The organism is Haladaptatus sp. CMSO5 (genome assembly GCF_036689885.1).
Lineage (GTDB): Archaea > Halobacteriota > Halobacteria > Halobacteriales > Halococcaceae > QDMS2.
Genome location: NZ_JBAHVW010000001.1, coordinates 2,089,174 through 2,111,982 on the forward strand (window position 1 = coordinate 2,089,174; position 22,809 = coordinate 2,111,982).

25 protein-coding genes and 2 tRNA genes are annotated in these 22,809 nt (G+C 60.7%); 8 read left to right on the forward strand and 19 right to left on the reverse strand.

From position 1 onward, the window contains the following. Positions 1–6 precede the first annotated feature (6 nt). Entirely contained in the window at positions 7–651 is a 645-nt protein-coding gene (locus V5N12_RS10920) for a class I SAM-dependent methyltransferase (RefSeq protein ID WP_332899200.1), read from the forward strand. Here V5N12_RS10920 and V5N12_RS10925 read toward each other — a convergent pair. Beyond that, complete coding sequence (locus V5N12_RS10925) at positions 638–1,039, reverse strand: universal stress protein (protein ID WP_332899201.1); 402 nt, start codon at positions 1,037–1,039, stop codon at positions 638–640. The genes V5N12_RS10920 and V5N12_RS10925 overlap by 14 nt on opposite strands. 276 nt (positions 1,040–1,315) lie before the next feature. Between V5N12_RS10925 and V5N12_RS10930 the strand changes: the two genes are divergently transcribed. Next, positions 1,316–1,386: transfer RNA gene (locus V5N12_RS10930), tRNA-Gly, on the forward strand. Between the two features lie 83 nt (positions 1,387–1,469). Here V5N12_RS10930 and V5N12_RS10935 read toward each other — a convergent pair. Both V5N12_RS10935 and V5N12_RS10940 read right to left on the reverse strand, forming a co-directional pair. Continuing rightward, positions 1,470–2,489: a hypothetical protein gene (locus V5N12_RS10935; RefSeq protein WP_332899202.1), complete on the reverse strand. Its 1,020-nt coding sequence runs from the start codon at positions 2,487–2,489 to the stop codon at positions 1,470–1,472. Beyond that, positions 2,482–2,691: a hypothetical protein gene (locus V5N12_RS10940; RefSeq protein ID WP_332899203.1), complete on the reverse strand. Its 210-nt coding sequence runs from the start codon at positions 2,689–2,691 to the stop codon at positions 2,482–2,484. The genes V5N12_RS10935 and V5N12_RS10940 overlap by 8 nt, the downstream gene beginning before the upstream one ends. 82 nt (positions 2,692–2,773) lie before the next feature. On the opposite strand from V5N12_RS10940, the gene V5N12_RS10945 reads away from it, so the two are divergent. Next, entirely contained in the window at positions 2,774–3,544 is a 771-nt protein-coding gene (locus V5N12_RS10945; RefSeq protein ID WP_332899204.1) for a PHP domain-containing protein, read from the forward strand. On the opposite strand, the gene V5N12_RS10950 is transcribed toward V5N12_RS10945, so the two are convergent. From V5N12_RS10950 to V5N12_RS10980, 7 genes are all read right to left on the reverse strand, one after another. After that, positions 3,541–3,921 (reverse strand): DUF7522 family protein, encoded by a 381-nt coding sequence (locus tag V5N12_RS10950; RefSeq protein WP_332899205.1) that lies wholly within the window; start codon positions 3,919–3,921, stop codon positions 3,541–3,543. The genes V5N12_RS10945 and V5N12_RS10950 overlap by 4 nt on opposite strands. A 75-nt stretch (positions 3,922–3,996) precedes the next feature. Next, positions 3,997–4,650, reverse strand: coding sequence for a cyclase family protein (locus tag V5N12_RS10955; protein WP_332899206.1), 654 nt, complete (start codon positions 4,648–4,650; stop codon positions 3,997–3,999). Further along, positions 4,647–5,822: a threonine synthase gene (gene thrC, locus V5N12_RS10960; RefSeq protein WP_332899207.1), complete on the reverse strand. Its 1,176-nt coding sequence runs from the start codon at positions 5,820–5,822 to the stop codon at positions 4,647–4,649. The genes V5N12_RS10955 and thrC overlap by 4 nt, the downstream gene beginning before the upstream one ends. A gap of 39 nt (positions 5,823–5,861) precedes the next feature. Then, on the reverse strand, positions 5,862–6,626 hold the full coding sequence (locus V5N12_RS10965; RefSeq protein ID WP_332899208.1) for an ABC transporter permease: 765 nt from the start codon (positions 6,624–6,626) through the stop codon (positions 5,862–5,864). Then, positions 6,623–7,594: an ABC transporter ATP-binding protein gene (locus tag V5N12_RS10970; protein ID WP_332899209.1), complete on the reverse strand. Its 972-nt coding sequence runs from the start codon at positions 7,592–7,594 to the stop codon at positions 6,623–6,625. The genes V5N12_RS10965 and V5N12_RS10970 overlap by 4 nt, the downstream gene beginning before the upstream one ends. 60 nt (positions 7,595–7,654) lie before the next feature. After that, positions 7,655–8,473, reverse strand: coding sequence for an HD domain-containing protein (locus tag V5N12_RS10975; RefSeq protein ID WP_332899210.1), 819 nt, complete (start codon positions 8,471–8,473; stop codon positions 7,655–7,657). 51 nt (positions 8,474–8,524) lie between these two features. Next, entirely contained in the window at positions 8,525–8,998 is a 474-nt protein-coding gene (locus V5N12_RS10980; protein ID WP_332899211.1) for a redoxin domain-containing protein, read from the reverse strand. 166 nt (positions 8,999–9,164) lie between these two features. Between V5N12_RS10980 and V5N12_RS10985 the strand changes: the two genes are divergently transcribed. Both V5N12_RS10985 and V5N12_RS10990 read left to right on the forward strand, forming a co-directional pair. After that, entirely contained in the window at positions 9,165–9,518 is a 354-nt protein-coding gene (locus V5N12_RS10985) for a Sec-independent protein translocase subunit TatA/TatB (RefSeq protein WP_332899212.1), read from the forward strand. A 66-nt stretch (positions 9,519–9,584) separates the two neighbouring features. Continuing rightward, positions 9,585–9,657: transfer RNA gene (locus V5N12_RS10990), tRNA-Arg, on the forward strand. Between the two features lie 212 nt (positions 9,658–9,869). On the opposite strand, the gene V5N12_RS10995 is transcribed toward V5N12_RS10990, so the two are convergent. Together V5N12_RS10995 and V5N12_RS11000 are read right to left on the reverse strand one after the other, a co-directional pair. Further along, positions 9,870–10,370 (reverse strand): cupin domain-containing protein, encoded by a 501-nt coding sequence (locus V5N12_RS10995; RefSeq protein ID WP_332899213.1) that lies wholly within the window; start codon positions 10,368–10,370, stop codon positions 9,870–9,872. Between the two features lie 75 nt (positions 10,371–10,445). After that, on the reverse strand, positions 10,446–11,162 hold the full coding sequence (locus tag V5N12_RS11000) for a helix-turn-helix domain-containing protein (RefSeq protein WP_332899214.1): 717 nt from the start codon (positions 11,160–11,162) through the stop codon (positions 10,446–10,448). An 83-nt stretch (positions 11,163–11,245) separates the two neighbouring features. Here V5N12_RS11000 and V5N12_RS11005 point away from each other — a divergent pair, with 83 nt between their 5' ends. After that, positions 11,246–12,775, forward strand: a complete 1,530-nt coding sequence (locus tag V5N12_RS11005) for an aldehyde dehydrogenase family protein (protein ID WP_332899215.1) — start codon at positions 11,246–11,248, stop codon at positions 12,773–12,775. A 94-nt stretch (positions 12,776–12,869) separates the two neighbouring features. Here V5N12_RS11005 and V5N12_RS11010 read toward each other — a convergent pair whose 3' ends face one another. Then, positions 12,870–13,328 carry an ester cyclase gene (locus V5N12_RS11010; protein WP_332899216.1) on the reverse strand — a complete coding sequence of 153 codons (459 nt, stop codon included), beginning with the start codon at positions 13,326–13,328 and terminating at the stop codon, positions 12,870–12,872. A gap of 229 nt (positions 13,329–13,557) precedes the next feature. Between V5N12_RS11010 and V5N12_RS11015 the strand changes: the two genes are divergently transcribed. Further along, on the forward strand, positions 13,558–13,740 hold the full coding sequence (locus tag V5N12_RS11015; protein WP_332899217.1) for a hypothetical protein: 183 nt from the start codon (positions 13,558–13,560) through the stop codon (positions 13,738–13,740). A gap of 10 nt (positions 13,741–13,750) precedes the next feature. Here V5N12_RS11015 and V5N12_RS11020 read toward each other — a convergent pair whose 3' ends face one another. The 4 genes from V5N12_RS11020 to V5N12_RS11035 form a co-directional block, all read right to left on the reverse strand. After that, positions 13,751–14,746 carry an MBL fold metallo-hydrolase gene (locus tag V5N12_RS11020; protein WP_332899218.1) on the reverse strand — a complete coding sequence of 332 codons (996 nt, stop codon included), beginning with the start codon at positions 14,744–14,746 and terminating at the stop codon, positions 13,751–13,753. Between the two features lie 44 nt (positions 14,747–14,790). Continuing rightward, positions 14,791–15,066: a MoaD/ThiS family protein gene (locus V5N12_RS11025; RefSeq protein WP_332899219.1), complete on the reverse strand. Its 276-nt coding sequence runs from the start codon at positions 15,064–15,066 to the stop codon at positions 14,791–14,793. Positions 15,067–15,075: 9 nt separating this feature from the next. Next, entirely contained in the window at positions 15,076–16,116 is a 1,041-nt protein-coding gene (locus tag V5N12_RS11030) for an NAD(P)/FAD-dependent oxidoreductase (protein WP_332899220.1), read from the reverse strand. Positions 16,117–16,181: 65 nt separating this feature from the next. Beyond that, complete coding sequence (locus V5N12_RS11035) at positions 16,182–16,814, reverse strand: uracil-DNA glycosylase family protein (protein WP_332899221.1); 633 nt, start codon at positions 16,812–16,814, stop codon at positions 16,182–16,184. A gap of 122 nt (positions 16,815–16,936) precedes the next feature. On the opposite strand from V5N12_RS11035, the gene V5N12_RS11040 reads away from it, so the two are divergent. After that, positions 16,937–17,980: a succinylglutamate desuccinylase/aspartoacylase family protein gene (locus V5N12_RS11040; RefSeq protein ID WP_332899222.1), complete on the forward strand. Its 1,044-nt coding sequence runs from the start codon at positions 16,937–16,939 to the stop codon at positions 17,978–17,980. On the opposite strand, the gene V5N12_RS11045 is transcribed toward V5N12_RS11040, so the two are convergent. Further along, positions 17,977–19,983, reverse strand: a complete 2,007-nt coding sequence (locus V5N12_RS11045; RefSeq protein WP_332899223.1) for an LVIVD repeat-containing protein — start codon at positions 19,981–19,983, stop codon at positions 17,977–17,979. The genes V5N12_RS11040 and V5N12_RS11045 overlap by 4 nt on opposite strands. A 142-nt stretch (positions 19,984–20,125) precedes the next feature. After that, positions 20,126–22,690 (reverse strand): heavy metal translocating P-type ATPase, encoded by a 2,565-nt coding sequence (locus V5N12_RS11050; protein WP_332899224.1) that lies wholly within the window; start codon positions 22,688–22,690, stop codon positions 20,126–20,128. Between the last annotated feature and the right edge of the window lie 119 nt (positions 22,691–22,809).

Consider the following 22,809-nt stretch of genomic DNA (forward strand, 5'->3'; position numbering starts at 1 on the left):
CCGGGTATGGACCGGTCACGACAGGCGGTCAAGGACACCTACGACCGCATTGCGGCACACTTCTCGAAAACCCGGGAATACGCGTGGCCAGAGGTCGAATCGTTCCTCGACAGCCAGCCCGCCGCACGGACGGCACTCGACGTTGGCTGTGGCAACGGCAGACACACCGAACTCCTCGCAAGAAAGGCAGACAGAGCCGTTGGCCTCGACGCGAGCACAGGCCTCCTCAGCGAAGCCCGGCAGCGTGCTACGGCGCGTGAGTTCGAAGCTGCGTTCGTCGCCGGTGACGCCGCCTCACTCCCGTTCACCGCAGACAGTATCGACCTCGCTGTCTACGTGGCGACGCTCCACCACCTGCCCGAACGCGAGTTGCGGCGGGCAAGCCTCGACGAACTGGCTCGCGTGCTCACGCCGGGCAGTCGCGCGCTCGTAAGCGCGTGGTCAACCGCCCACGACAGCTTCGACCACGAGGGCGACGAGGGGTTCGACACGATGGTCGATTGGACGCTTCCCGGCGGGGAAACCGTCCCGCGCTTCTATCACATCTACGCGCCAGCGGAGTTCGAAGCCGACCTCGCGGCGAGTCGCCTGCGCGTCGTGAAAAACGAGATTTCGAGCGGGAACTGCTATGCGGTCGTCACGCCGGAATAACCGTCACCGGGATGGGTGCGTGTTGGACGATGGTCTCTGAGGTGCTCCCGAGCAAGAAGTCTTCGAGCCGTCCTCGCTCGCCGTGACGACCGATGATGACCTGGTCGTAGTCGCCGTCTTCGAGCAGCGAGACGATGTGCTCGCCAATCTTGACGGAGGCCTTTGGCGAGTCAAGCCCGAGGCTCGTGATGAGTTCTGGCTCCGTGTCGATGCCCACAGCGTCGAGTTTCTCGGTGGCTTTTTCGAGGAGCGCCTCGCTCGCGTCGGTCTCGTAGTCGGTGATGTGAACGACGTGGAGGCTAACCCCACCCATGTTGTAGAGGTCGATTGCGTAATCCAGAGCGGCGAAGCTACAGTCAGACCCGTCGATGGGAACCAGTACGCGCATACCCCTCAATGACCGCCGGGCTACAAAAGACTCGTGCCGAGAAAAAGAAACACCCTTAACGGGGCACGGTTTACACCTATTTGCGACACACGATTACCACGTCTGGCCTGGGCGGGTCGGACACGGTGTGGAGTATCATATCGTCGCGTGCTCGGGTTCTTCTGACCCGATTGCGCGGACTTTCGTGTGGAGACGAAAGCAACACTGCTCGCACAAACGATGTGCGCCGGTGTCTCGCGGAACGAAGTGACGCGAGGCTCGGCGCGAACGAAGTGAGCGCCGGTGGTCTAACGGCATGACTTTGGCCTTCCAAGCCAACGATCCGGGTTCAATTCCCGGCCGGCGCACTCCCTGCGGTCGTTTTCTGGACGAAATTCGAACAACATTGCAGTGTGCAGTCTCATCTTGTCAAATTCTCCCTCTCAGTGAGTTACCGCTGTGATTCGCGCAAAATCAACGGCCCAATCGCAAGCGTCCGTTTTGCGACCGTGGCAATGCGGAAGATGTAGGAGGTAAACAGTAAGAACGGAATCACCGCAATCGTGAAGGCGGCGCTCACGACCCAGGTGATGTTCGGGACGCCGAGCGTGCTGCCGGGAAATGACGATGCACCGACGAAGGTGAGCATCAGCCCGGAGATGATGAGCGCGGGGATGGCGGCGAAGAGGATGTACCGCGAGAGGTCAACGAGTGCCCACTGGAAGTAGAGCGTCTTGATGTGTTCGCGCGTCGGGCCGAACATTGCGATAGCGTTGCTGAGTTCTGAGAACGCGGCGCGTTCTGCGTCTGAGAGGTCGGCTTCGTACTTGTCGGTGAGCCGGTCTATCTGGTAGATTTTCCACGAGTAGTTGAAATCGAGGGCGGCGAACAGCACGCTGAACGAGCCAAAGCGGCTGTCGTCGAGCTTTTGTGACACCGTCTCTGCGTTCCCACGGATGCTTTCGACGAACTCGTTGATTTCTGCTTGCAGCTCGTCGTTGTCGTTGGTTTCGATGACGCGATAGAGGCCGGTTGCCCGGCGTTCGCTCTCGTCTACGAGCGCCTGGAGGAGTGCGGAGGGGTCTGCGGGGGCGACCGTCCCGAGCAGTTCGCGCACGTAGGTTCGAAAGTCGAGCGCGTCGCTCATGCGCGCTCGTTGGTCGCCAACCGGGCCGTTTTCCTGCGAGAGGACGAGTTGGCTAATAGAGACGACGAGCGTCGTGCCGGTGACGACGAGGCCGAGCAGCGTCGAGAAAATCGTCTCGATGGTGTCCGTTTGCTTCACTTCTGTTTGTAACGACGGATCGATGAGCGTGCTCACTACGATGAACGAGGCGAACACGGCTGCGGCGAGCGTGCCCATGACGACGAAGCGGTTTGCGCCCATGAGCAGCCAGATTTTGAGGGCGCTCTCATCTGCGCGCTCGCGCATCGTGTCTTCGGTGCCGATGTCCGAGTCGCCATCACTCATCCGCCGTCCCCGCAGAGCGCGGACGTTTGAGTACCAGAAACTTCGTGCCACCGCCGACGTAGTCGATGGTGTCGGTAAGCTCCCACCCGTCAGCCCCGAGTTCGTCTAAGATGTCTCCGGGGTCTCTCGCCTCCTTTCGCGTTGGCTCGCGGTCCGGTCGAACCGTCAGATACTCCCACTCACCGACAGGCTCGTCGCTCATACTGTGAGGCCCACTTGAGATATTGTAAGCATGGTGGCCACCACACAGTTATCCCGAATGACTGGAAACACTGTAGTACGCAATGCTCCACGATTATCACGTCCACTCGAACTACTCTGACGGGCGCTTTCTTTTCCAGATGTTGCAGGTCGCAGAGCAAGCCGGATTGAAGGGGGTCGGGTTTGCAGACCACTGTAACGTCTCTGAGCGCGAACGGATGCAGGATTTAAAGCACCTGCTTGGCTTCAACTTAGACCAGACGTACGACCGGCGGTTGCGTGCAATCGAGAGCCTCAACGACCGCTTTGACGTCGAGATTTACAACGCAGTCGAGATGGACTATGACCCGCGCGATGCGGCTGCGATTCGCGCGTTTTTCAACGAAACTGAGTTTGACTACACCATCGGGAGCGTCCACCACTTGGAAGACGTAAACGTCCACGTCGAGAGCTATTTCGGGAAGAAATCCGAGGCAGCGCGCAAAGCGCTCGTCGATGAGTACTTCCAAAAGCTCGTCACCCTCGCAGAATCAGAGCTGTTCGACATCGCGGCGCACGTCGATTTACTCGAACGCAACCCCGCCTTCCGTGGGATGGGGACGGACGAACACTACCACGCCGCAGCACGGGCGTTCAAACGCTCCCGGACGGTGCCCGAGATTAACGCCGGGCGGGTGCTCACGGACTACGGGAAGTTCCACCCGGTTCCCCGCTTCCTCGAAGTGTTCTGCGAACACGAGGTGCGCTTTACCGTCGGCAGCGACTCACACCGGCCAGAAGAGCTTGGCCCGCGGGTGAAGAAGTTACGCAACTATCTCGAAGAAGAAGACCTCTCGCCGGTCTATATCGTTTAAGCCTCGCCGAGGACTTTGCGGATGGCGGTTGCGACGTTGTCGAACGCCTGAATCGTGAGGCCGTCGGTCGTGGCGAACACGCCTTCGCGGTCGGTCGTCACGCGGAGCAAAAAGCCGTTTTCAAAGGTGCGAATCGTGTACTTGTAGTCACCGAGTTCAGAGCCGCGGTAGGCTTCACGCGTCGTCTTGAAACTCCGCCACTCGTTGCCGATGAAGCCCGTGAGGTCTGCGTCCTGTTCTAAATCGTCCCGGAGGTAGAGTTGGTCAAAGTCGTCGCGTGTGAAGTAGGTCACCGACCGGAGGCTGTCGCCCATCGCGGTTCGGCAGGTTCGGACGATGACGTCGGCCGTGTCTGGGGAAAGCAGCGTGTTCTGCATTGGCTATATCATCATGATTTACCCATATAAATACGGTGGTCGGCGTGCTCCCTTGCCGCCGTCTGTCGAATCCTGTCAATCGAAGCGGGCCACCGCCCGGACTGGTGCCCCGTCTGCGTCAGCGAGCGAGAGCGGGAACGCATCGAGGTGAAACCGGTCTAGCACACGGCTGAGGTTGCACAAATTTTCCACGATGAGACAATCGTGGCCGAGCAGCGCGTGGTGGGCCGGGCTGTCGGTAGGCTCGCCTGCAGCCTCGTTCGGGCTCGGTGTTGGGTCGGGGCTGAAGGCGTCGATACCGACGTGCAGATTGTGGTCAGCACACCACTCCGCGACGGCGACATCGAGATACGGATGGTCGAGATAGGCGTCAGTCCCCCAGTGAGTATCCCAGCCCGTGTGGAACACGAGCATGTCGACGTCAGCGACGGCGGTCGCTGTGGGTACCTCTGCGAGCCGAATGCGGTCACGAGCGCCGAGGTGGCGACAATCGATGCGCATGGCCTCGAACGAGAACGTCGAGATGGGGAAGTCATCGAGCGTGTTGCCGTGTTCTTCGGTGTGACTCGGCGCGTCGATGTGGGTTCCGGTGTGACTCCCGAACGAGAGCCCAGTGACGCGATAGCCGTCGATTTGGTAGATGGCGTGGCCGCGAAACGTCACCGGCGGGTCGCCCGGATACACGGGCATTCCGTCCGCAACCGGGTGGGTGAGGTCGATGGTGGTCATGCGTCACTGAGTATCGCAGCGAGGTGTTCGTCCAGCTTCGCAAGCGGGACGGACGGCGCGTCTGTCGCCGCCGCACTGAGTTCCTTGAACCCGGTGCCGGTGAGGATGAGCGCGACGCGGTCGGTGGCGGCCACGTCACCGCTCGCCGCGAGTTGTCTGAGTCCCGCGAGTGCAACCGCAGACGACGGTTCGACGCACAGCCCTGCTTCGGTGGCGAGCTTCCGCGTTGCTTCGTGGATGGCATCTTCTGGCACCGAGACGACTGCGCCGTCGGTCTCGGCTGCGGCGGCGAGTACGCGATTACCACTCGGCGGGTTCGCATTCGCAATTGAGTAGGCTGCGGTCGGTTCGGGGTCGATTGGGCGGACCTCGTGTCCCTCGCGGAAGGCGGCGGCTATTGGGTCGCAGTTCGCCGCCTGCACGAAGTAGAGGCGCGGCAGGCTGTCGATGAGTCGTGCGTCCCTGAGTTCGCGGAGGGCCTTCCAGACGCCGCTTGCCTGCCCGCCGCTGCTCACGGGGAGACAGATTGCATCGGGGACGCCGTCGAACTGTTCTATGAGTTCGAGCGCGACCGTCTTCTGCCCGGCGACGCGCAGGGGCACGTCCGAGTTGACGAACTCGATGTCGAACGTGGCACCCAGTTCGAGGCTGTCGAAGTAGAGTTGCCCGTAGTCTCCGTCGACGCGGACGATGTCAGGGCCATATTGAGAGATTGCGGCGAGACGCGCAGCAGAGATGTCGTCGGGGACGAGAACAACACAGGGACGGTCTGCAGCCGCGGCGTGTGCGGCCGTGCTCATCGCCATATTCCCGTGGGAAACGGTGCCGACGGCGGTCGCTCCGCGTGCTTCGGCCGCCGCCACGGCAACGGCACTCCCGCGGTCTTTGAACGTCCCGGTCGGATTCTCGGCTTCGTCTTTCACCCACAGCGTACAGCCTGCGTAGTCGTCGAGTCGCGGGGTTCTGAGAAGTGGCGTGTTTCCCGCCGCCCATCCCAACCCCTCGGTCGGGGCGACGGGGAGGAGTGACGCATAGCGCCAGACGCCGTGTACGGTCCCAGTCGGCCACTCGAAGTCTGTGGCGTCTCCGTCGAACCAAACTGGCTCGCCGCAGTCACAACGAATGCGCGTCGCGTCGAACACATCGCCGCAGGAATAACAGCGTGTTTGCATTACCAACTGGTACGCGAACCACCAGCATAGGGGTTGGCCTCAGTCGGCGAGACCGTACCCGTGTTTGAACAGTGCAATATCGAGGGCAAGCACGGCGACGGTCGCACCCGTGAGCACCGCGAGCGCAAGGTTCGGGTCAACGTCGTAGTAGTCAAGGAAGCCGTATCGAACCCCACTCACCATGTACACCATCGGATTTGCGAGCGAAATGGTGTACCACGGCTCCGGGAGGGCGTCTAAAGCGTAGAAGATGCCGCCGAAGAACACGAGCGGGCGGATGATGAACTGGTTCATCACGGTGAGGTAGTCGAAGTCGCGCGCCCAGAGGCCACCTGCGACGCCGAGGCTCGCGAACAGCGACGGGATGACGACCATGAACGCGACGAGATAGAGCGGGTGCTCGATGCCGACGGGCGTGAAGAACGCTCCAACGACGGAGATGATGATGCCGATAATGACGCCGCGAAGCGCACTGGAGGCGACGTAGGCGAACACCATCTGCGGGTAGCTCATCGGTGAGGTGAGCGTTTCATGGATGTACTCGTTCCACCTGCCGTGGAAGATGGAGAACGAGGCGTTCTCGAACGCATTCGAGATGGTGCCAAGCACGACGAGGCCCGGCAGGATGAACAGGACGTAGGAGAAGTCGCCAGTCGGGCCGATACGCTCGCCGAGGATGACGCCGAACACCGAGAAGTAGAGCACGTTCGTGATGAGTGGCGGCATGAACGTGTTTCGTGGGCGACGGACGTAGCGGAGAATCTCTCGGCGCACGAGCGTCAGAAAGCCAGTGAATCGACTCATCGCGGTGCCTCCTGTTTTGCGCCCGCCGGTGGACGGTCGCCGTTGGTGGATTCTTGGCCGTTCGTGAGCGAGACGAACACCTCTTCAAGCGACGTGCGCGAAATGTCCAAGTCCACGACCTCGTGACCCGCGTCGTCGAGCGCGAGGAGGACGTCGGGGGCGACGCTGCCCGCGCGGTGGGCGCGGACGACGACTCGTCCCTGTTTCAACTCGACCGACTCAACGCCATCGACGGCCACATCGGGGGCGGTTTTCGGCGGGTCACGGAGCGTGATGGTGATGTTGTCTACGCCCTGGTCCATGAGGTCGTCGGGGCTTGCGACGGTCACTTTCTTCCCCTCGTTCATGATGGCGACGCGGTCACAGAGGCGTTCTGCTTCCTCGATGTAGTGGGTGGTGAGCAAGATCGTCGTCCCCTCCTCGTTCATCTCGGTGATGATGTTCCAGAGGTCACGCCGGAGTTGCACGTCCACGCCGGCGGTGGGTTCGTCGAGAATCAGGAGGTCTGGTTCGGTGACGATAGCGCGTGCGAGGAGGAGTCTGCGCTTCATCCCACCAGAGAGCCAGTCGAAGCGCGTGTCGCGCTTGTCGTAGATGCCGACTTTCTTGAGCGCGGCGTCCGCGCGTCGGGAGGCTTCTTCCGTGCCAATGCCGTGGTAACCTGCTTTGTGCATCAGGACTTCCTTGATGGGGAAAAAGCGGTCTACGTTGAACTCCTGTGGCGCGACGCCGATTGCATCGCGGGCTTGCTGGTAGTCGGCTTCTACGTCGTAGCCGAACACGCTGGCTTCGCCGCCGGATTTGCGGACGAGACCGGTGAGAATGGAGATGAACGTCGTTTTCCCCGCGCCGTTTGGTCCGAGGAGGCCGAAAAACTCGCCTTCTTCGACGGCGAGGTCGAGTCCCTGCAACGCGTCTACGTCGCCGTAGGACTTTCGTAAGTTGTCTGTCTCAATCGCGAGAACCATCTACTGATAGAAAATGGCTGGGCACAGTTAACCCGCACTACTCGGGTTGGGCTTGCCGCCTTAGAGTTCAATGCGTTCGACGATTTGGTCGCCGTCGGTGTGCGTGTTCAGCGCGACGATGCGGATGTAGTCTTCTAAGCCAGAGCCACGGAGTTTCGCCTTGAGAAGGTTGTCCACTTGGTACACCCCGGCCGCGTTGGTCATCTCGATTTCGACGGTGACGGCCGTCTCGTCGCCTTCTTGGAGCGTGACTTTTCGAATCGCCTGACTGGAGACGGTGTTGATACCGCGTCCACCACTCTCGTACGGAATGCGCGAGCGACCGTGTTCCATGTCGAGGGCGTCTGCGACGCGGATGACGCCCGCTTCGACCGTGAGCGGGTCTTCGACCGTGTGGTGACAGAGAATTGCGTGTAGAACCTCTGCCTTCACTTTCACCTGCTCGGTGATGCTGTCGTAGAACTGGGGGAGAATCCGGTCGAGAATGTCAGAGGCGAGGGGAATCGAGTAGTAGACGTGATCGTCGCGGTGGACGATGTGCCCGATGTCGTGGAGCGTTGCGGCGAACGCGATAATCACCGATTCGTCTTCTTCAGCGAGGCCTTGGTCGCCAGCACCGTTGAACGAGATGCCCCCGCGCTTCAACAGGTCATAGAGAGTGAGCGCGCGGTCGCGGACGATTTCGATGTGCTTTGCGCCGTGGTCATTGTATCGCTTTCGCGCGACCGCGTTCACGTTCTGAGCTTTGAGCAACGCCTGAATCTCTTCGTCGTTATCGATAAAGGAAAGGACCCGGTGCAGCTTCTCGTCGGGGAACGAGTGGGCTGCATCCCGGTCGTACGATAGGATGTTACTCTCGCCATCTTGAAGTTCACTCATGGCTTACTGAATGCGACGGAGCGAGAAAAAAACCTCGGGCGAGTGTGGGATTTACGCGTCGGCTGCAGCCTGCGCGACTTCTTCGTAGTTTGGTTCGACGCCGGGGTCGTCGGTGACCCACGAGTAGGTGACTTCACCGTCTGCGTTGATGACGAACACGGAGCGCTTTGCGACGCCGTAGACGCCGAGGGCGTCGAAGTCCATCTCAACGTCGAACGCCTCGATGATGTCGCGGTTCAGGTCGGAGATGAGGCCGAAGTTGAGGTCGTTCTGGGCGCGGAACTCGTTGAGCGTAAACGGCGTGTCGCGGCTGACGCCGAACACGTCTGCGCCGACATCCTCGAACTTGCTGAGGTTGTCGCGGAACGTGCACATCTCGTTGGTACAGACGCTCGTGAACGCGCCCGGGAAGAATGCGAGCACGAGTGGGCCATCGTCGAGTTCGGCTTCGAGGTCGAACTCCTCGATGTCGCCGTTTGCTACCGGTGCGTTGAAGTCTGGTGCGTCGTCGCCAGTGTTGACCATTGCGTCTGGGCGTTACGGAGACAGTCAAAAGACGTTTGCGCTCTCGGCCAATCGGCACGCTACAGTCGGTCAATCACGGGAGGGCTGCCGATTACCCCACCTTTGGGAGGGTCTTGCCGGATGAGCAAAAAGCCTATATTAAACAGTAGGCAACGATGGGGTAGAGATGCTCGACACAATCACTCCGCTGTTCCCGGGAATCCCGGGCGGGCCGGAACTGCTCGTTATTCTGTTCATCGCCATCCTCCTGTTTGGCGCAAACAAGATTCCAAAGCTCGCTCGCTCCACCGGGCAAGCGATGGGTGAGTTCCAGAAAGGCCGCGAAGAAGTCGAAGGCGAACTCGAAGAGATGCGCAAGAAGGGCAAAGAAGGCCCAACCGACGCTGAAGAGGCTAGCGCGGACACCACGGATGCCGACGCGGACAAAGCAGAGACGCAGGCTGCCGCTGACGAAGCCCAGCCCACCATCGGCGCAGACGACGACGAAGAAGACGACGTCGAAGCCGAGAAAGAGAAGTAAAAGGATAACCGTTTTTCTCCCCCGCCCTCGACCTATTAGCGGACGCGCTGCGTCTGTGCATTTTGAGGGCGTGTGGCCTAGTGGATAGGGCGAGAGGTTCCTAACCTCTCGATCGCGGGTTCGACCCCCGTCACGCCCGTCAACTTCTGCGAACCTTAGTGAGCAGTAGTGACGGCAATAGGCGGTCGAACGCTTGAGCGACCGAAGGGAGCGAGAGAAGTTCAAATCCCGTCGCGCCCGCTTCCACCTCGTTAGCACTCGGTCTCGCGGGCGCGACGACGTTCGCAAAAGCGGAGCTTTTGCTCACTCCCGCCGCGCCCTTCTGCGGCTCAATTTATTAGAAAACCTTCGTTACTCAGACCGCTCTACCGTAAACGTCGTCCCGCACTCGGTGCAGTCGAATTTGAAGCCACCGGTGTCGGTCACCGTCAGGCCGTGTCCGGTTTTTTCCTCGCACTCCCGGCAGTAGGTGAGCGATTCGATTTCGTCCCAGTCGTGCACCTTGCCGGGTGCGCCGAAGGCGAAGCCGACGACCGTCTCGTCGTCTTCGTTGCTTCCCTGCTGGAACTCGCCGGGGGCGAATCGGATGGCTTCACCCGCTTCGACGGTGACGGTTTCGCGCTCTTCTTCAACCAGCGTCTCGAAGGTCGCAGCTCCCTCTTGGACGTAGAACACCTCTTCTTGGTCGTGATGGGTGTGTAAGCCGCCGGAGAACGACTCGCCAGATTCGAGTTCGAAGTAGTTCATGGCGAAGTCCTCGGTGCCGAGCGCTCTCGAAACGGGGCGGCGGACGCTGTGGACGTTCATCGGGTTGGTCAGAATGTCCACGTCCTCGATGGTGACTTTCTTCATAATCGCATCTTTCTATCTGTCACCTAAAAGCGTGTGGCCGGAGGGGGTGAGACAGAATTGGGCGTTCTGCTAGAGTTACGGGTCGAGCAGTTTCGCTTCAGCCTTCCGGAGGTGTTCTAAGAACGTCGTCTTCGACACGTCGAGTTCTGCGGCCAGTTCGCGTGTGGAGACGCCGCGGGGCCACTGGTAGTAGCCGCGGTCACGTGCCAGATTAAACGCCTCGCGCTGGCTTGCGGTGAGCGTGTCTGTGCGCTTTTTGCGCTCTGCGTCTGCCGGTGGCGATGCAGAGATGCGCGAGACGGACACCTCAGCGCCTGCGTCTTTGCGGACGCCGTCGAGTTGGGCTTCGATTTCGTTGCGCTCGCCCGCGAAGACGACCTGCCAGTACTCACGTCCGTCTTCGATGCGCACGGGTGCGCTGTGGACGAAGCCGTATTTCAACAGCGTCGGGCACACCATGTCTTGGGGTTTGTACTCCACGAAGAACTCGCGGGCGACGTTGCCCGGGGCGCTTGCCGAGGTCTGTTTCCCGAATCGTTCTTGGAGTTCGTGTACGTCGCCTGCGTGTGGCGAGTCGTGGATAGTTTCGAGCAACTCCTCGACTTGGTCAAGGGTGTCACCAAAGGCGGTGAACAGTCCGTTTACGACGGTGTCGGTCGTTTTTGGCGAGCTGTAGACCGCGTGGCCAAGCACCCCACCACCCACCTGCTCGGTCGATTCAATCGCCCAGCAGTTCGGGTGCCAGAGATTGAGGGTCAACCGAGTCCCCGCGTGCTGTCTGGTCTGGCTCATTAGCAAGGCAAACGAGAAGAACACACTTGTACCCTTCCATGGACGGGTCGGGTTATACCGCCGTTTCGACCCTAAATTGAGCCATGGCACAAGAGACGAACGTCTTTCAGCATTACATCAACGGTGAGTGGACTGATGGCGAAGGTGACGACACTTTCGTCAGCAAAAACCCGGCGACAGGAGAGGTGCTCGGTGAATTCCGCCGCGGCACCGAAGCCGACGTCGAGTCGGCCGTAGACATCGCAGAAGACTCCTTCGAGGAGTGGCGAAACCTCTCACACATCGACCGCGCAGAGTACCTCTGGGACATCTACCACGAGCTGCGAGAGCGCACCGACGAACTTGCAGAAATTGTCACCAAAGAGTGCGGGAAGGAAATCTCCGAGGGACGCGCCGACGTGGTCGAAGCCTACCATATGGTCGAGTGGGCCGCCGCTGACGCTCGCCACCCGAAAGGCGACGTGATTCCGTCCGAAATCCCGAGCAAAGACGCCTACATGCGCCGCAAGCCACGCGGCGTCATCGGCTGCATCACGCCGTGGAACTTCCCCGTCGCCATCCCGTTCTGGCACATGGCCGTCGCGCTCGTCGAAGGGAACACCGTCGTGTGGAAGCCCGCAGAGCAGACGCCGTGGTGCGGGCAGATCATCGCAGAGATGTTCGAGGACGCAGGCATCCCCGATGGCGTGTTCAACATGATTCAGGGCTTCGGCGACGCTGGCGCAGCCATCGTTGACGACCCAGCAATCGACACCGTTCTCTTCACCGGCTCCGCGGAAGTCGGCCACGAAATCGCCTCTAAGGTCGGCGGCGAACCCGGCAAACTCGTCGCCGCAGAGATGGGTGGGAAGAACAACATCGTCATCACCGAGAAAGCAGACTTAGACATCGCCGTTCACTCGGCGCTCATGTCCTCGTTTAAGACAACCGGCCAGCGCTGTGTCTCTTCAGAGCGTCTCGTCGTCCACGAGGAAGTCTACGACGAGTTCAAAGAGCGCTTTGTCGAACTCGCAGAGCAGGTGTCTGTCGGGAACCCACTCGACGAAAACACCTTCATGGGGCCGCTCATCGAGGACGGCCACAAAGAGAAGGTGCGCTCCTACGCGGAACTCGCCCGCAAAGAGGGCGTGAACGTGCTCGTAGACCGCACGGAACTCGACGCAGACGAGATTCCAGACGGCCACGAAGACGGCCACTGGGTTGGCCCGTTCGTCTACGAGGCAGACCCCTACGAGCCGCTTCGCTGCACCCACGAGGAAGTGTTCGGCCCACACGTCGCCCTCCTCAAGTACTCCGGTGACATCGAAGAAGCCGTCGAGATTCAGAACGACACGGATTACGGTCTCGCTGGCGCAATCATCTCAGAGGACTACCGCCAAATCAACTACTTCCGCGACCACGCAGAGGTCGGCCTCGCCTACGGGAACCTCCCGTGCATCGGCGCAGAAGTCCACCTCCCGTTCGGCGGCGTCAAAAAGTCGGGCAACGGCTACCCATCCGCGCGTGAAATCATCGAAGCCGTGACCGAGCGCACCGCGTGGACGCTCAACAACTCGAAGGAAATCCGCATGGCACAGGGCCTTTCGGCGGACATCAAGACTCAGGACGACTAAACAGTTAGCACTCGCTTTTTCTTTATTTTCTCTCGCGCCGCGCACTCTGAAGGTGTTCCTCGAAAAATTTGACGTGTCCTCGGAGCGTCTCCGGTTACAGGTCGATCGCGCCGACTTGGCTGAGGAAGCTTACGAGGTCTGACTCGCTCCACCGTTCGACGAGTTTGCCGTCGTCGAAGCGGTAGAGTCCGAACGTCGAGATCCGAACCGGTTTCCCAGTCGGTTCGACGCCCATGAACATTCCGTCGTGAGTGCCAACGACGTCGAATCGAACCAACACGCGGTCGTCTTCTGCGAGCATGTCGTGGATGTCGAAGTGAACGTCAGAGAAGCCCCTCGTCACCGCTTCGGTGTGCTTTCTGAAGAGGTCTATGCCACGTTCTTCTCCCGGTGTCAATTCGTCTCGTGAGACTGGCGTGTGATTGACGACGTCCGCAGCGACGAGATCGGTTAGATTCTCGATTCGTCCATCGGTATGGTTCTCGACTGCTTCTAAGTACTCACGGGCGAGTCGTTTGTTCTGTTCTGTGATTTGGCCACTTGTTGTTGCCATAGTTCCACCCCATGTATAGATACGAAACGCGAGGAGATAAACAGGGATTCAGAGTGTCAACAAACTGGAATCGGATGGTTCGTGGCAAACGTTGAGTTCAACATGAACATTTATGATAGTTGGGTTCAGAAGGACAGATGATGATACTTCATCACCTCGCAGTACGCGCAGCATGGAAAGCCACCACCCGACCGACACGCTATCAAACAAATCGTAATCCACCCTCGACATGAGCACGAACTCGAAGACATACACCTTCCCCGGCGACAAGTGGGCCTCGCCCACAGAACCGACACCAGAACCGACCGAACCTGCCTGGACACAGGCACAGCGAACCTTCTCTACGACGTGCAGAAGCCGCCTGCGCAACCTCGTTGACGCAGAAAATCAGAGTCAGCTCTCAACCAAGTAAGGAAATTCGATTAGGCCAGCTCGACGGCTGGGAACAGCTCGTCTAACGCTGGCTCGGAATCGACTATTTCGTACCCATCGTCGGAATTTTCTACCACGCCGTCCGCTTCCAGATGTGAGAGGTGTGCGTACGCCTCGCCCGGGCCGTGGAGGATGTGAATCGAGTGCAGGTCACCGAACAGGTGTGCACTCACCGTCCATGCGTCTGCAGGGCCGTGGTCGCGGAGCACGGCGAGCACTTTCTCCGTGCGTTCGCGGTGGTGGTCGATGATGTACTTCGCGCGAGCCGCCGGGTCGTCGATGCGCTGGCGGTGGCCGGGCCACGCAACGGTGTAGTCTGCAGCCACGATGCCCGTCAGCGTGTCGAGATATTTTTGGAGCGGTTTTTCGACGCGCACGTCCGCCCCGCCGACGTTCGGCGTGTATTTCGGGAGGAGTGCGTCACCGGAGAGCAGTTCGTTGCCCTCGCCGCGGTCGACGACGAACCCACACTGACCTTCCGTGTGTCCAGGCATGTGGACCGCCTCGAACGTCAGGTCGCCGACTTCGAAGCGGTCGCCTGCCTCAAATCGCGTGACGGTTGGCGCGCCGTCGGACATCGTTTCGACGCCTTCGAGATACGGGATGAGTTCGTCTTGTTTGTCGTTGGGCATCCCCCACTCGTTCAACTTCGCCTTCTGGGTCGCAAACAGCGACTCCCACGCGGAAACGTCGCGTTCGATGAGGTCTGCGTCGTCGTGGTGGGCGTAAATTGTCGCGTCGCTTTGCTCTTGGATGAATCCCGCCAGTCCACTGTGGTCGCCGTGAAAGTGGGTCAGGAACACGGTTTCGATGTCCGCAAACGAGAGGTCTTCGGAGGCGAGTGCCGACTGAAGTTGGTCGCGTACTTCTTCGACCGCAACGCCCGCGTCTACGAGCGTGACCGGGGTGTTCGGGTCATCTGCGCCGAAGAGGTACACGCTGTTTTCCCCCTCGAACACCGTACACTCGAGTTGAATCTGCTTCACACTCATTCTCACGGCGCGGCACACATGACTGTTTCTGGTGGATGCTAACACCCAAGCGCTGGCTTGACCGTGAGTTCGGCATCCGACTGAATCACCGTGTCTGGCCCCTGTAACTCCTGTATCGCCGTTCCGTTCACGGCCACTTCGACGTGTCCACGAAGCTGCCCGTTCGACCGAAACCACAGCGGCTGAATCGCGGGATGTGTCTCTGCGATTTCAGCGAGCAGGTCCAACACGGTCGTCTCTCCTGTCACCAAAACGGTGAGCGAAGCCTCGCCTATCGCGTCTGCGTAGGTCGAACCGAGGTGAACCGTGACCATCTGCGTGCCTCAGTCGTCTGCGGCCGCTTCGCCCGCGTCGTGTTTCGCGGCTGCTTCACGAAGTTTTTCGGAGATGGCGGGCGCTTCGGAGAGGTCGATTTCGCCGCCTGCGGCCTCGATTTCGTCGAGCGACATCGGGAATTTGCGGGCGCTGTAGTGGATGGAAATGCCGGCTTTTGCGCCTTCACCGAGCGCGACGGGAATCTGGTTGTGGCCCGGCGTCACGTCGCCAACGGCGTAGACACCCTCGACGTTCGTCTTGCCGTGGTCGTCCACCGAAATCGTTCCGTCGTCAGTGAGTTCGACGCCGAGTGAGGTGGCGAGGTCGGTGTTGTACTCGGAGCCGTACATCGGAAAGCCGCCCTTGTACTCGCGGCGCGTGCCGTCTTCGAAGACGAAGCCGCCGAGCCACGATGGGTCGTCCTCGTCCTGGAATTTCGACTTGATTTCGTCTTCAATGATGGTGACGGGGTGGGCGCGCAGGAGTTCGTCCGTTTCGGCAGACCATGTGGGTTCCTCGCCACGCAGCAGCAGGTCCACGCGGTCGGTGAAATTGAGCATGATCATCGCCACGTAGGCGGCGCTGTTCGAGTGGCCCATTACGTACACCGGCTCGTCGACGAACATGTAGGCATCACAGTGCAGACAGTAGTGCAGCCCTCGGCCCGTGCGTGGGAGCGGCGGGTCTGGGCGCTTGTCGGTGAAGCCGGTCGCCAACACGAGATAGTCAGAGTAGACGGAGACGTTCCCAGCCTCGACGAGGTAGCGTCGCGGCCCGTCGTCGGTTGCTGAAATCGAGGTGACGGTGTCGCGGAAGTAGTCCGTGCCGTACCCTTCTAACTGTTCGACGGCGGTTTGGAGAAACTCGTTGCCGGACACGTCTTCGGTGATGCCGATGACGTTGTGGGTCTCCATCATCATCGCCGCGCGGCCGCCGCCGCGGTTGATGACCGCCGTATCGTGGGACAGGCGGGTCGTATACAGTGCGGCAGTCAGTCCGGCGGGACCACCGCCGACAACGGTTACATCGTATTCGGGCGTCTCACTCATGGCTCTGCATACAGGCGGGAGCCTCATAAGACGCTGGTAACCAGGCAGTAAGGGCGAGAACCGAGTTAACCAATCATTGTTGCCACGCCCTTCGTCTGGCGGTAATCGGAGTTCAACAACGCGCGCAGGTTGGTTTCGAGCATTTCTGCGTCGCCGTCGTCCCATTCTGTTGGCTCGCGAATCGGAACCACGAGAAAGCCACCCCCGCGGATGTCGGTCCCGTGAAGCGCGGCCATGTCGAAGTCGAGGTGGCGCTCCTGGGTAGTGTACTCGCGAACGACGTGGCGCGTGGCTTGCTCACCTACCGGCATCAAGATGTGGCCGTTGATGGCGCGCAGTTCGGCGTCGAAGAAGCGTTCGAGCGCAGCGTACTGTTTTTCCGTCGGTGTGTTCCCGGCTTCGACGGCGCACATGTGGATGTACGACGCGTACAGGTTGTCGGGTGTTGGCTCGGCTGCGTAGGCCGCATCGAGAAAGCCAAGCTCGTGGAAAATCGGTTGGAGGCGTTCGCCGGCCACGCTTTCGGTGAAGGGAACACCCGTCTCCGTTCCGCCGTGGACGCCCGGGTGGTCACCGATGAGGTGGAAGTCGGCGTTTACGTCACCGTAGCCGAACGCCGTCTGCCCGGCGGTGGCCTCGTACTCTGCGGGCGTGCGCATGCCAAAGGGGTTGCGCGTTCGGTCGGTAATCTTCTGCACGCCACTCGATAGCGCATTCGCGGATAAAACGCCAACGGTCGAGAGAGGTTCCCTGTGCCGATTTTTCACGATTTTTCACGAGCAGGGGGAATGTACTTGGGGGTCACGCGAGACAGTCAAGTATGGCCGAATTTTCGAACGCCTTTCATTACAACGGAGAAACCGTCGGCCCGGGAGAAGTGAAAACCCTCCGCCACGGTATCAGCGAGACGTATCTTGGCGACCCGGTCGAAATTCCAGTCACCATCATCAACGGCCGCCATCCCGGTCCGTCGGTGTTCCTCACCGCCGCCATCCACGGCGACGAACTGAACGGCGTCAAAGTCGTCCAAGAAGTCGCCTCACGGTACAGTCCAAACGAACTCCACGGAACCCTCGTCTGTGTCCACGTCGTGAACATCCCCGGCTACCTCGCCCAGCAGCGCTATATCCCGATTTACGACCTCGATTTGAACCGGTCGTTCCCGGGAGGCGAACGGTCGAACACCGCAGAACGCATGGCGAACTCCCTGTTTACGACGTTCATCAAACAGTGCGATTTCGGCCTCGATTTCCACACCTCGACGCGCAATCGGACGACCATGTTCCACGTTCGCGCCGATATGAACAACCCCGAGGTGGCCCGACTCGCACGCTCCTTCGGGGCGAACGTCATCCTTGGCGGCGGTGGCGACGGCGGCTCGCTTCGCGGTGCGGCGACGAGCGCGGGCACGCCGACCATCACCATCGAGATGGGACAGGCCCATCGCTTTCAACGGCGGCTCATCAAGCGGGCACTCGACGGCGTCGAGAGCGTCCTCGCGGAGTACGAACTGCTCCCCGACCGCGCGATTCACTGGCCGGGCTGGATAAAGGTGATAGATGACAGCAGCGACAAACGCTGGCTCAGAGCCGACGTAGGCGGCCTCGTCGAAATGCACCACGGACGGCGCGAACTGGTGTACGAAGGCGAGGTGATAGCAACCATCAGCGATCACTTCAGAGACGAGGTACACGAGGTGACCGCACCGTTTACGGGCTTACTCGTTGGCTTGCTCCAGAACCCAGTCGCCGCACCCGGCCACCCGCTCTGTCACCTCGTCTCGGTTGACGACCGCACGCTCGAAGTCATCGAGTCAGAGCAAGACCGAATCCAGCGGAGAAACGCCGTGCTCGAAGGCTTTTAATCGAACAGCCCGCGAACCGTGTTCAACACTCTTTCGCGTTGGTGATAGAACACGCCCGCCGTGCCGCCAATCGTCCCGAGCGTGAGCGTGTTCGTGTCCACGCCGCCCACGGTGTTCACGTCCGTCGTGGCTTCGATTTCGTGCCACGTTTCGCCGCCATCGTGGCTGAACTCAACCGGGCCGAACGTGTACTCGCCAGTGGCTTCCGCTCCCGATGGCGCTTCTGCGAAGTAGTTTCGCACACCGTCTGCTTCACTTACCGGCGTCGTGAACTCGACCATGCGCGCGCCGCCTTCGAGGTAAGTGGTGTGTGCGTCGCCGTCCACGACCGACCACGACTCGGGGAGCCGGTCACGGACGAGGACGGATTCCGCTGCGTACTCAACGGTAAGCGTGACGTGGTTGGTCTGGCCGGCTGTGAACACGGAGCCGTCATCAGAACGTGAGAGGGCGACAACCGGCGTTGCGCCACTGATGGGGATGGCAGCGTTGTAGATGGCGTGGACGCCCTGATTGATGTCCGAGGCGAAGGTGACGCCGTTGCTCTCGTCTGCACCCCAGATATTCGGCGTGGTGGCGTTTAGGCCGCCGAGCATGGAGTCCTCTGGCACATCGTACTGTGGGCGCGACCAGCCGTCTTCTCTGAGCGTCCAGGTTTCTGGGTCGATGCGGAGATAGCGCATTCCGCCATGATAGTGAGCCTGATGCACCCAGAACGCCTCTTCTCCCGTCTCCGGGTCAACGTGTTTTTCGACAGTCGAGTTGTGGGGACTCAGCGCGAAGTTGTCGAACGAGATGTCGTCTACGCCCTCGATTTCGGTCGCGTTCTGCCACGTCCAGTTGTCGAGTTCCGGCATGGCAGTCGTACCAGCCTCCTCGTAGATGCCGTCTGCATCCACCAGAAACACCGTACCGGTGCTTTCCGGGTTGGTTTTGCCTTCGACGCCCTCGTCGTAGTCGCCGGAGGGTTCTTCGTGGCTTGCGATACAGACGCGCTTTCCGTCCACGAGGTCGGGTGCGGGTGTGGCGAAGTGTGACTGCCGCATCTCGAATTTCCCGATGCGCGAAATACTGGTCGGGTCGCTCACGTCGAGAACTTGGAGCCCCGCGTCCCAGTAGGAGAGGTACGCCGTCGGTGTGCCCGTCTTCGGGTCGTCTTGGACTTCGACGTCGTGGCAGTAGAAGAAAGGAAACGGAGCGGCGTCCGTGTTCGGCTCCTCAGGAACTGTCCACCGATTCACGAGTTCGAGCAGGCCAGTGTCGCGGTGGAACTCGAAGACGTACAGCCCGGCGTCGCCCGCGTATTCGATGTCCTTACACGCGAAGACGTAGTCTGCGCCGCCGATGCGGTGGTGAAACAGGTTGTGTATCCCCGTCGAGAAGGCGTCGAACGTGCCGACGACCGTCGGATTTCCTTTGTCGGTGATATCTACGGCGATGAGGCCGCCGGTGTTCGTCCCCGAGGTGCTGTCGGCGTCAGAATCCGTGCTCGTCGTCACTTCGTTGTACAGCGCCGAGATGGGTTGCGTGCCGAGGAACAGGTAGTTGCCGTCGGCAGAGCCTTTCACGTCCATGATAGCCGTCCCCGCACTCTGGTTGCCGAAAAACGAGAGGACGGTCATCTCCGCCTGTTCTACGTCGGCCAGGGTTTCCGCGCGGTTGTAGTCGCTAATATCAACGATGGCGACCCCGCGGCCATCCGTCTCGTCGCGCGAGGAAAATAGCGAGACGAAGGCGTAATCGCCGTGAGTGCGTATCTCGGTGACGCCACCGTAGTGGGGGTTCTCTGGCCGTCCTGCCGTGGACTCGCTGCCAATACCGCCGAGGCTGTGATACCCGACGTTCGTCACGTTGTCGCTCGATCTACCGACGGTTTCCGGCTTGTACGGGTCGTATTCTGCACGCCCGGCCGCGAGTCCAGAGACGGTGGCGACGCCGAGTGCACCAGCGGTGGCCTGCAAAATCTGTCTGCGTGTGGGTTTCCCGAGTGGAGCGGGTGGCATGGTAACTCAATCCAAACAGTATCAGTAAGAATAGATTTTGGCAGAACCATCAAAATGTTCGGACAGGTGACAGCTAAAAACCGACGTGTGTGGGCACATCGCGCCCAGTCTCGTACATCACTGCACAGAATCAGACAGCATCCTACCGGAACTTCCCGAACAGCTTGTAGTCGTGGTCGGGCGTGTAGCGCCGGAACGCGAGACTGTTTGCGAGCACCGAGACGCTCGAAAACGCCATCGCAACCGCCGCGAGCACGGGTTGCAGCAGGCCAAGCGACGCGAGGGGAATCATCGCGGTGTTGTAGCCGAGCGCCCAGAACAGATTCTGCTTGATTTTCTGGAGCGTCCCTTCGGAGATACGAATCGCCTTGAGTACGTCCGCCGGGTCGTCGCGCATGAGCGTCACGTCCGCGGCTTCGATGGCCACGTCCGTCCCGCTGCCGAGGGCCGTCCCGACGTAGGCGGCGGCGAGCGCGGGAGCGTCGTTCACGCCGTCACCGACCATCATGGCCCTATTGCCCTCAGCTTGAATCGATTCCACCGCGTCGGCTTTGTCCTCGGGAAGCACTTCAGCGCGGACGTTTGCGGGATCGATGCCGACTTGCTCTGCCACCGCGCGGGCGGTGCGCTCGTTGTCACCCGTGATGAGCAACACCGAGAGACCGCGTTCGCGGAGCGCGGTGACGGCCGCAGCCGCATTCTCCTTGATGGTGTCTGCGGTGGCGACAACGCCGATGAGCGTTCCGTCAAGGGCGACGAGCATGGCGGTTTTCCCCTCGCGTTCGAGGCGTTCTAACGTCTCTTCTGCTGGCGCAGGGTCGATGCCGTTGTCGGCCATGAGCTTGCGGTTGCCGATGAACACGGTTCCCTGACTCACCTCGGCGCGGACGCCGTGGCCGGGGACGTTCTCGAACGATTCGGGGGAATCGAGGTTGAGGTCGCGTTCGCTGGCTCCCGCTACGATGGCTTCAGCGAGCGGGTGCTCGCTGCCGGATTCTGCGCTTGCGGCGACCGACAGGACGAACGCCTCGTCACTGAGTTGCGACTGCATCTGTCCGCCGTCTGCGGAGGTGAGCGCGACGATGTCAGTGAGGCACATCTCGCCTTTCGTCAGGGTACCGGTTTTGTCGAAAACGACGGTGTCCACGTCGCGGACGCGCTCTAAGATGTCGCCGCCTTTGAACAGCACGCCGTTTCGCGCGCCAATCGTCGTCCCGACCATCGTGGCCGCGGGCGTGGCGAGGCCGAGGGCGCACGGACAGGCGATGAGGACGGCCGAGGCGAACACGATGACCGCGAACTCGAAGACTGAAACGCCGCCGCCCACCACCTGCGGGCCGCCTTCGATGAGCCCCCAGAGCGGCAGGCTCCCGACGAGCCCGGCGAGGGCTTCGGGGAAGGCGAACCAAATGATGCTCCAGAACAGCGCGTTTGCGATGACCGCGGGGACGAAGTAGGCGCTGATGCGGTCTGCGAGGTTCTGAATCTCGGGCTGGCGGCTCTGGGCGTCCGAGACGAGGGCGACGATTTGCTGGATTGCCGTTTCCTCGCCGACTTTCGTGGCTTCCACCACCAGCACGCCGTTTTCGTTGATGGTGGAGCCAACCACTTCGTCGCCTTCGGCCTTTTCGACCGGGACGGACTCGCCGGTCACCATCGACTCGTCAACCGCGCTCTCACCCGAGACGACGACGCCGTCGGTCGGAATCTTCTCACCGGGGCGCACCTTCATCCGGTCGCCGACTTCCACGTCTTCGAGTGGGACTTCGCGTTCGTTGCCCGCGTCGTCTACGAGCGTCGCGGTGTCGGCTTCGAGTTCGAGCAGTTCGCGGAGCGCGTCGCCTGCTTGCCCTTTCGAACGGGCTTCGAGGTAGTTACCGAGCGTGATGAACACGAGGATGAACGCGGCGGTGTCGAAATAGACGGCTCCGCCAATGAACCCGAGCAGGACGGCAACCGAGTAGAAGTACGCCGTCGACGAGCCAAGCGCGATGAGCACGTCCATGTTCGCCGTCCGATTTTTCACGAGCGCGGTGTACGAGTTCTCGTAGAACTCCTTGCCGAGGACGTACTGAATGGGCGTGGCGAAGAGAAAGCCAACCCACCCAATCGGGAGGCCGAGGACGGTTCCGGGGAGAATGTTCGGCGCAAAGAGGTGGGCAAGGAGCATCCCGAGAAGCGGGACAGAAAGCACTGCCCCGAACAGCACCAACTTTCGCTGGCGGTCGATTTCTGCGTGGCGAGCGGCGTCACGGCGCTCGCGCTCTGACCCGGTGTCGCCCGTGTCGTCGCGGACGGGTGTGTAGCCCGCATCCTCGATGGCATCGTAGAGCTGTGACCGCGTGACCTGCGCCGGGTTGTACTCGACACGAGCCTCGTCAGTGGCGAAGTTGGCTTCGACGTTGATAACGCCGGGAACCCGCATGAGCGCGTCTTCGTTGGTCGAGGCGCAGTTGGCACACGTCATGTCCGTGATGCCAATCGTAACCGACTCGCGGGCCGCCTCGTAGCCCGCGTCCTCGATGGCGTCGTAAAGTTCCATGAGTTCCACTCGTTCGGGGTCGAACTCGACTGTCCCCTCGTCCGTGGCGTAGTTGATACTCGCCTCGGTGACGCCGTCTAGCTTCGTGACGGCCGTTTCGATGGTTTTCGAGCAGTTCGCACAACTCATCCCCGTGATGGCGAACTGAACCCGCTGGGTAGTCATTGAAAACTACTACGCACTATAGCTTGAAGCGGTTTGTCCCTCAGAACCCAAAATAATTCGAATCCAGTACATTGGATTCGAAGGTGAATTCGGATAAGCAGGCACGAAACTAAACGGGC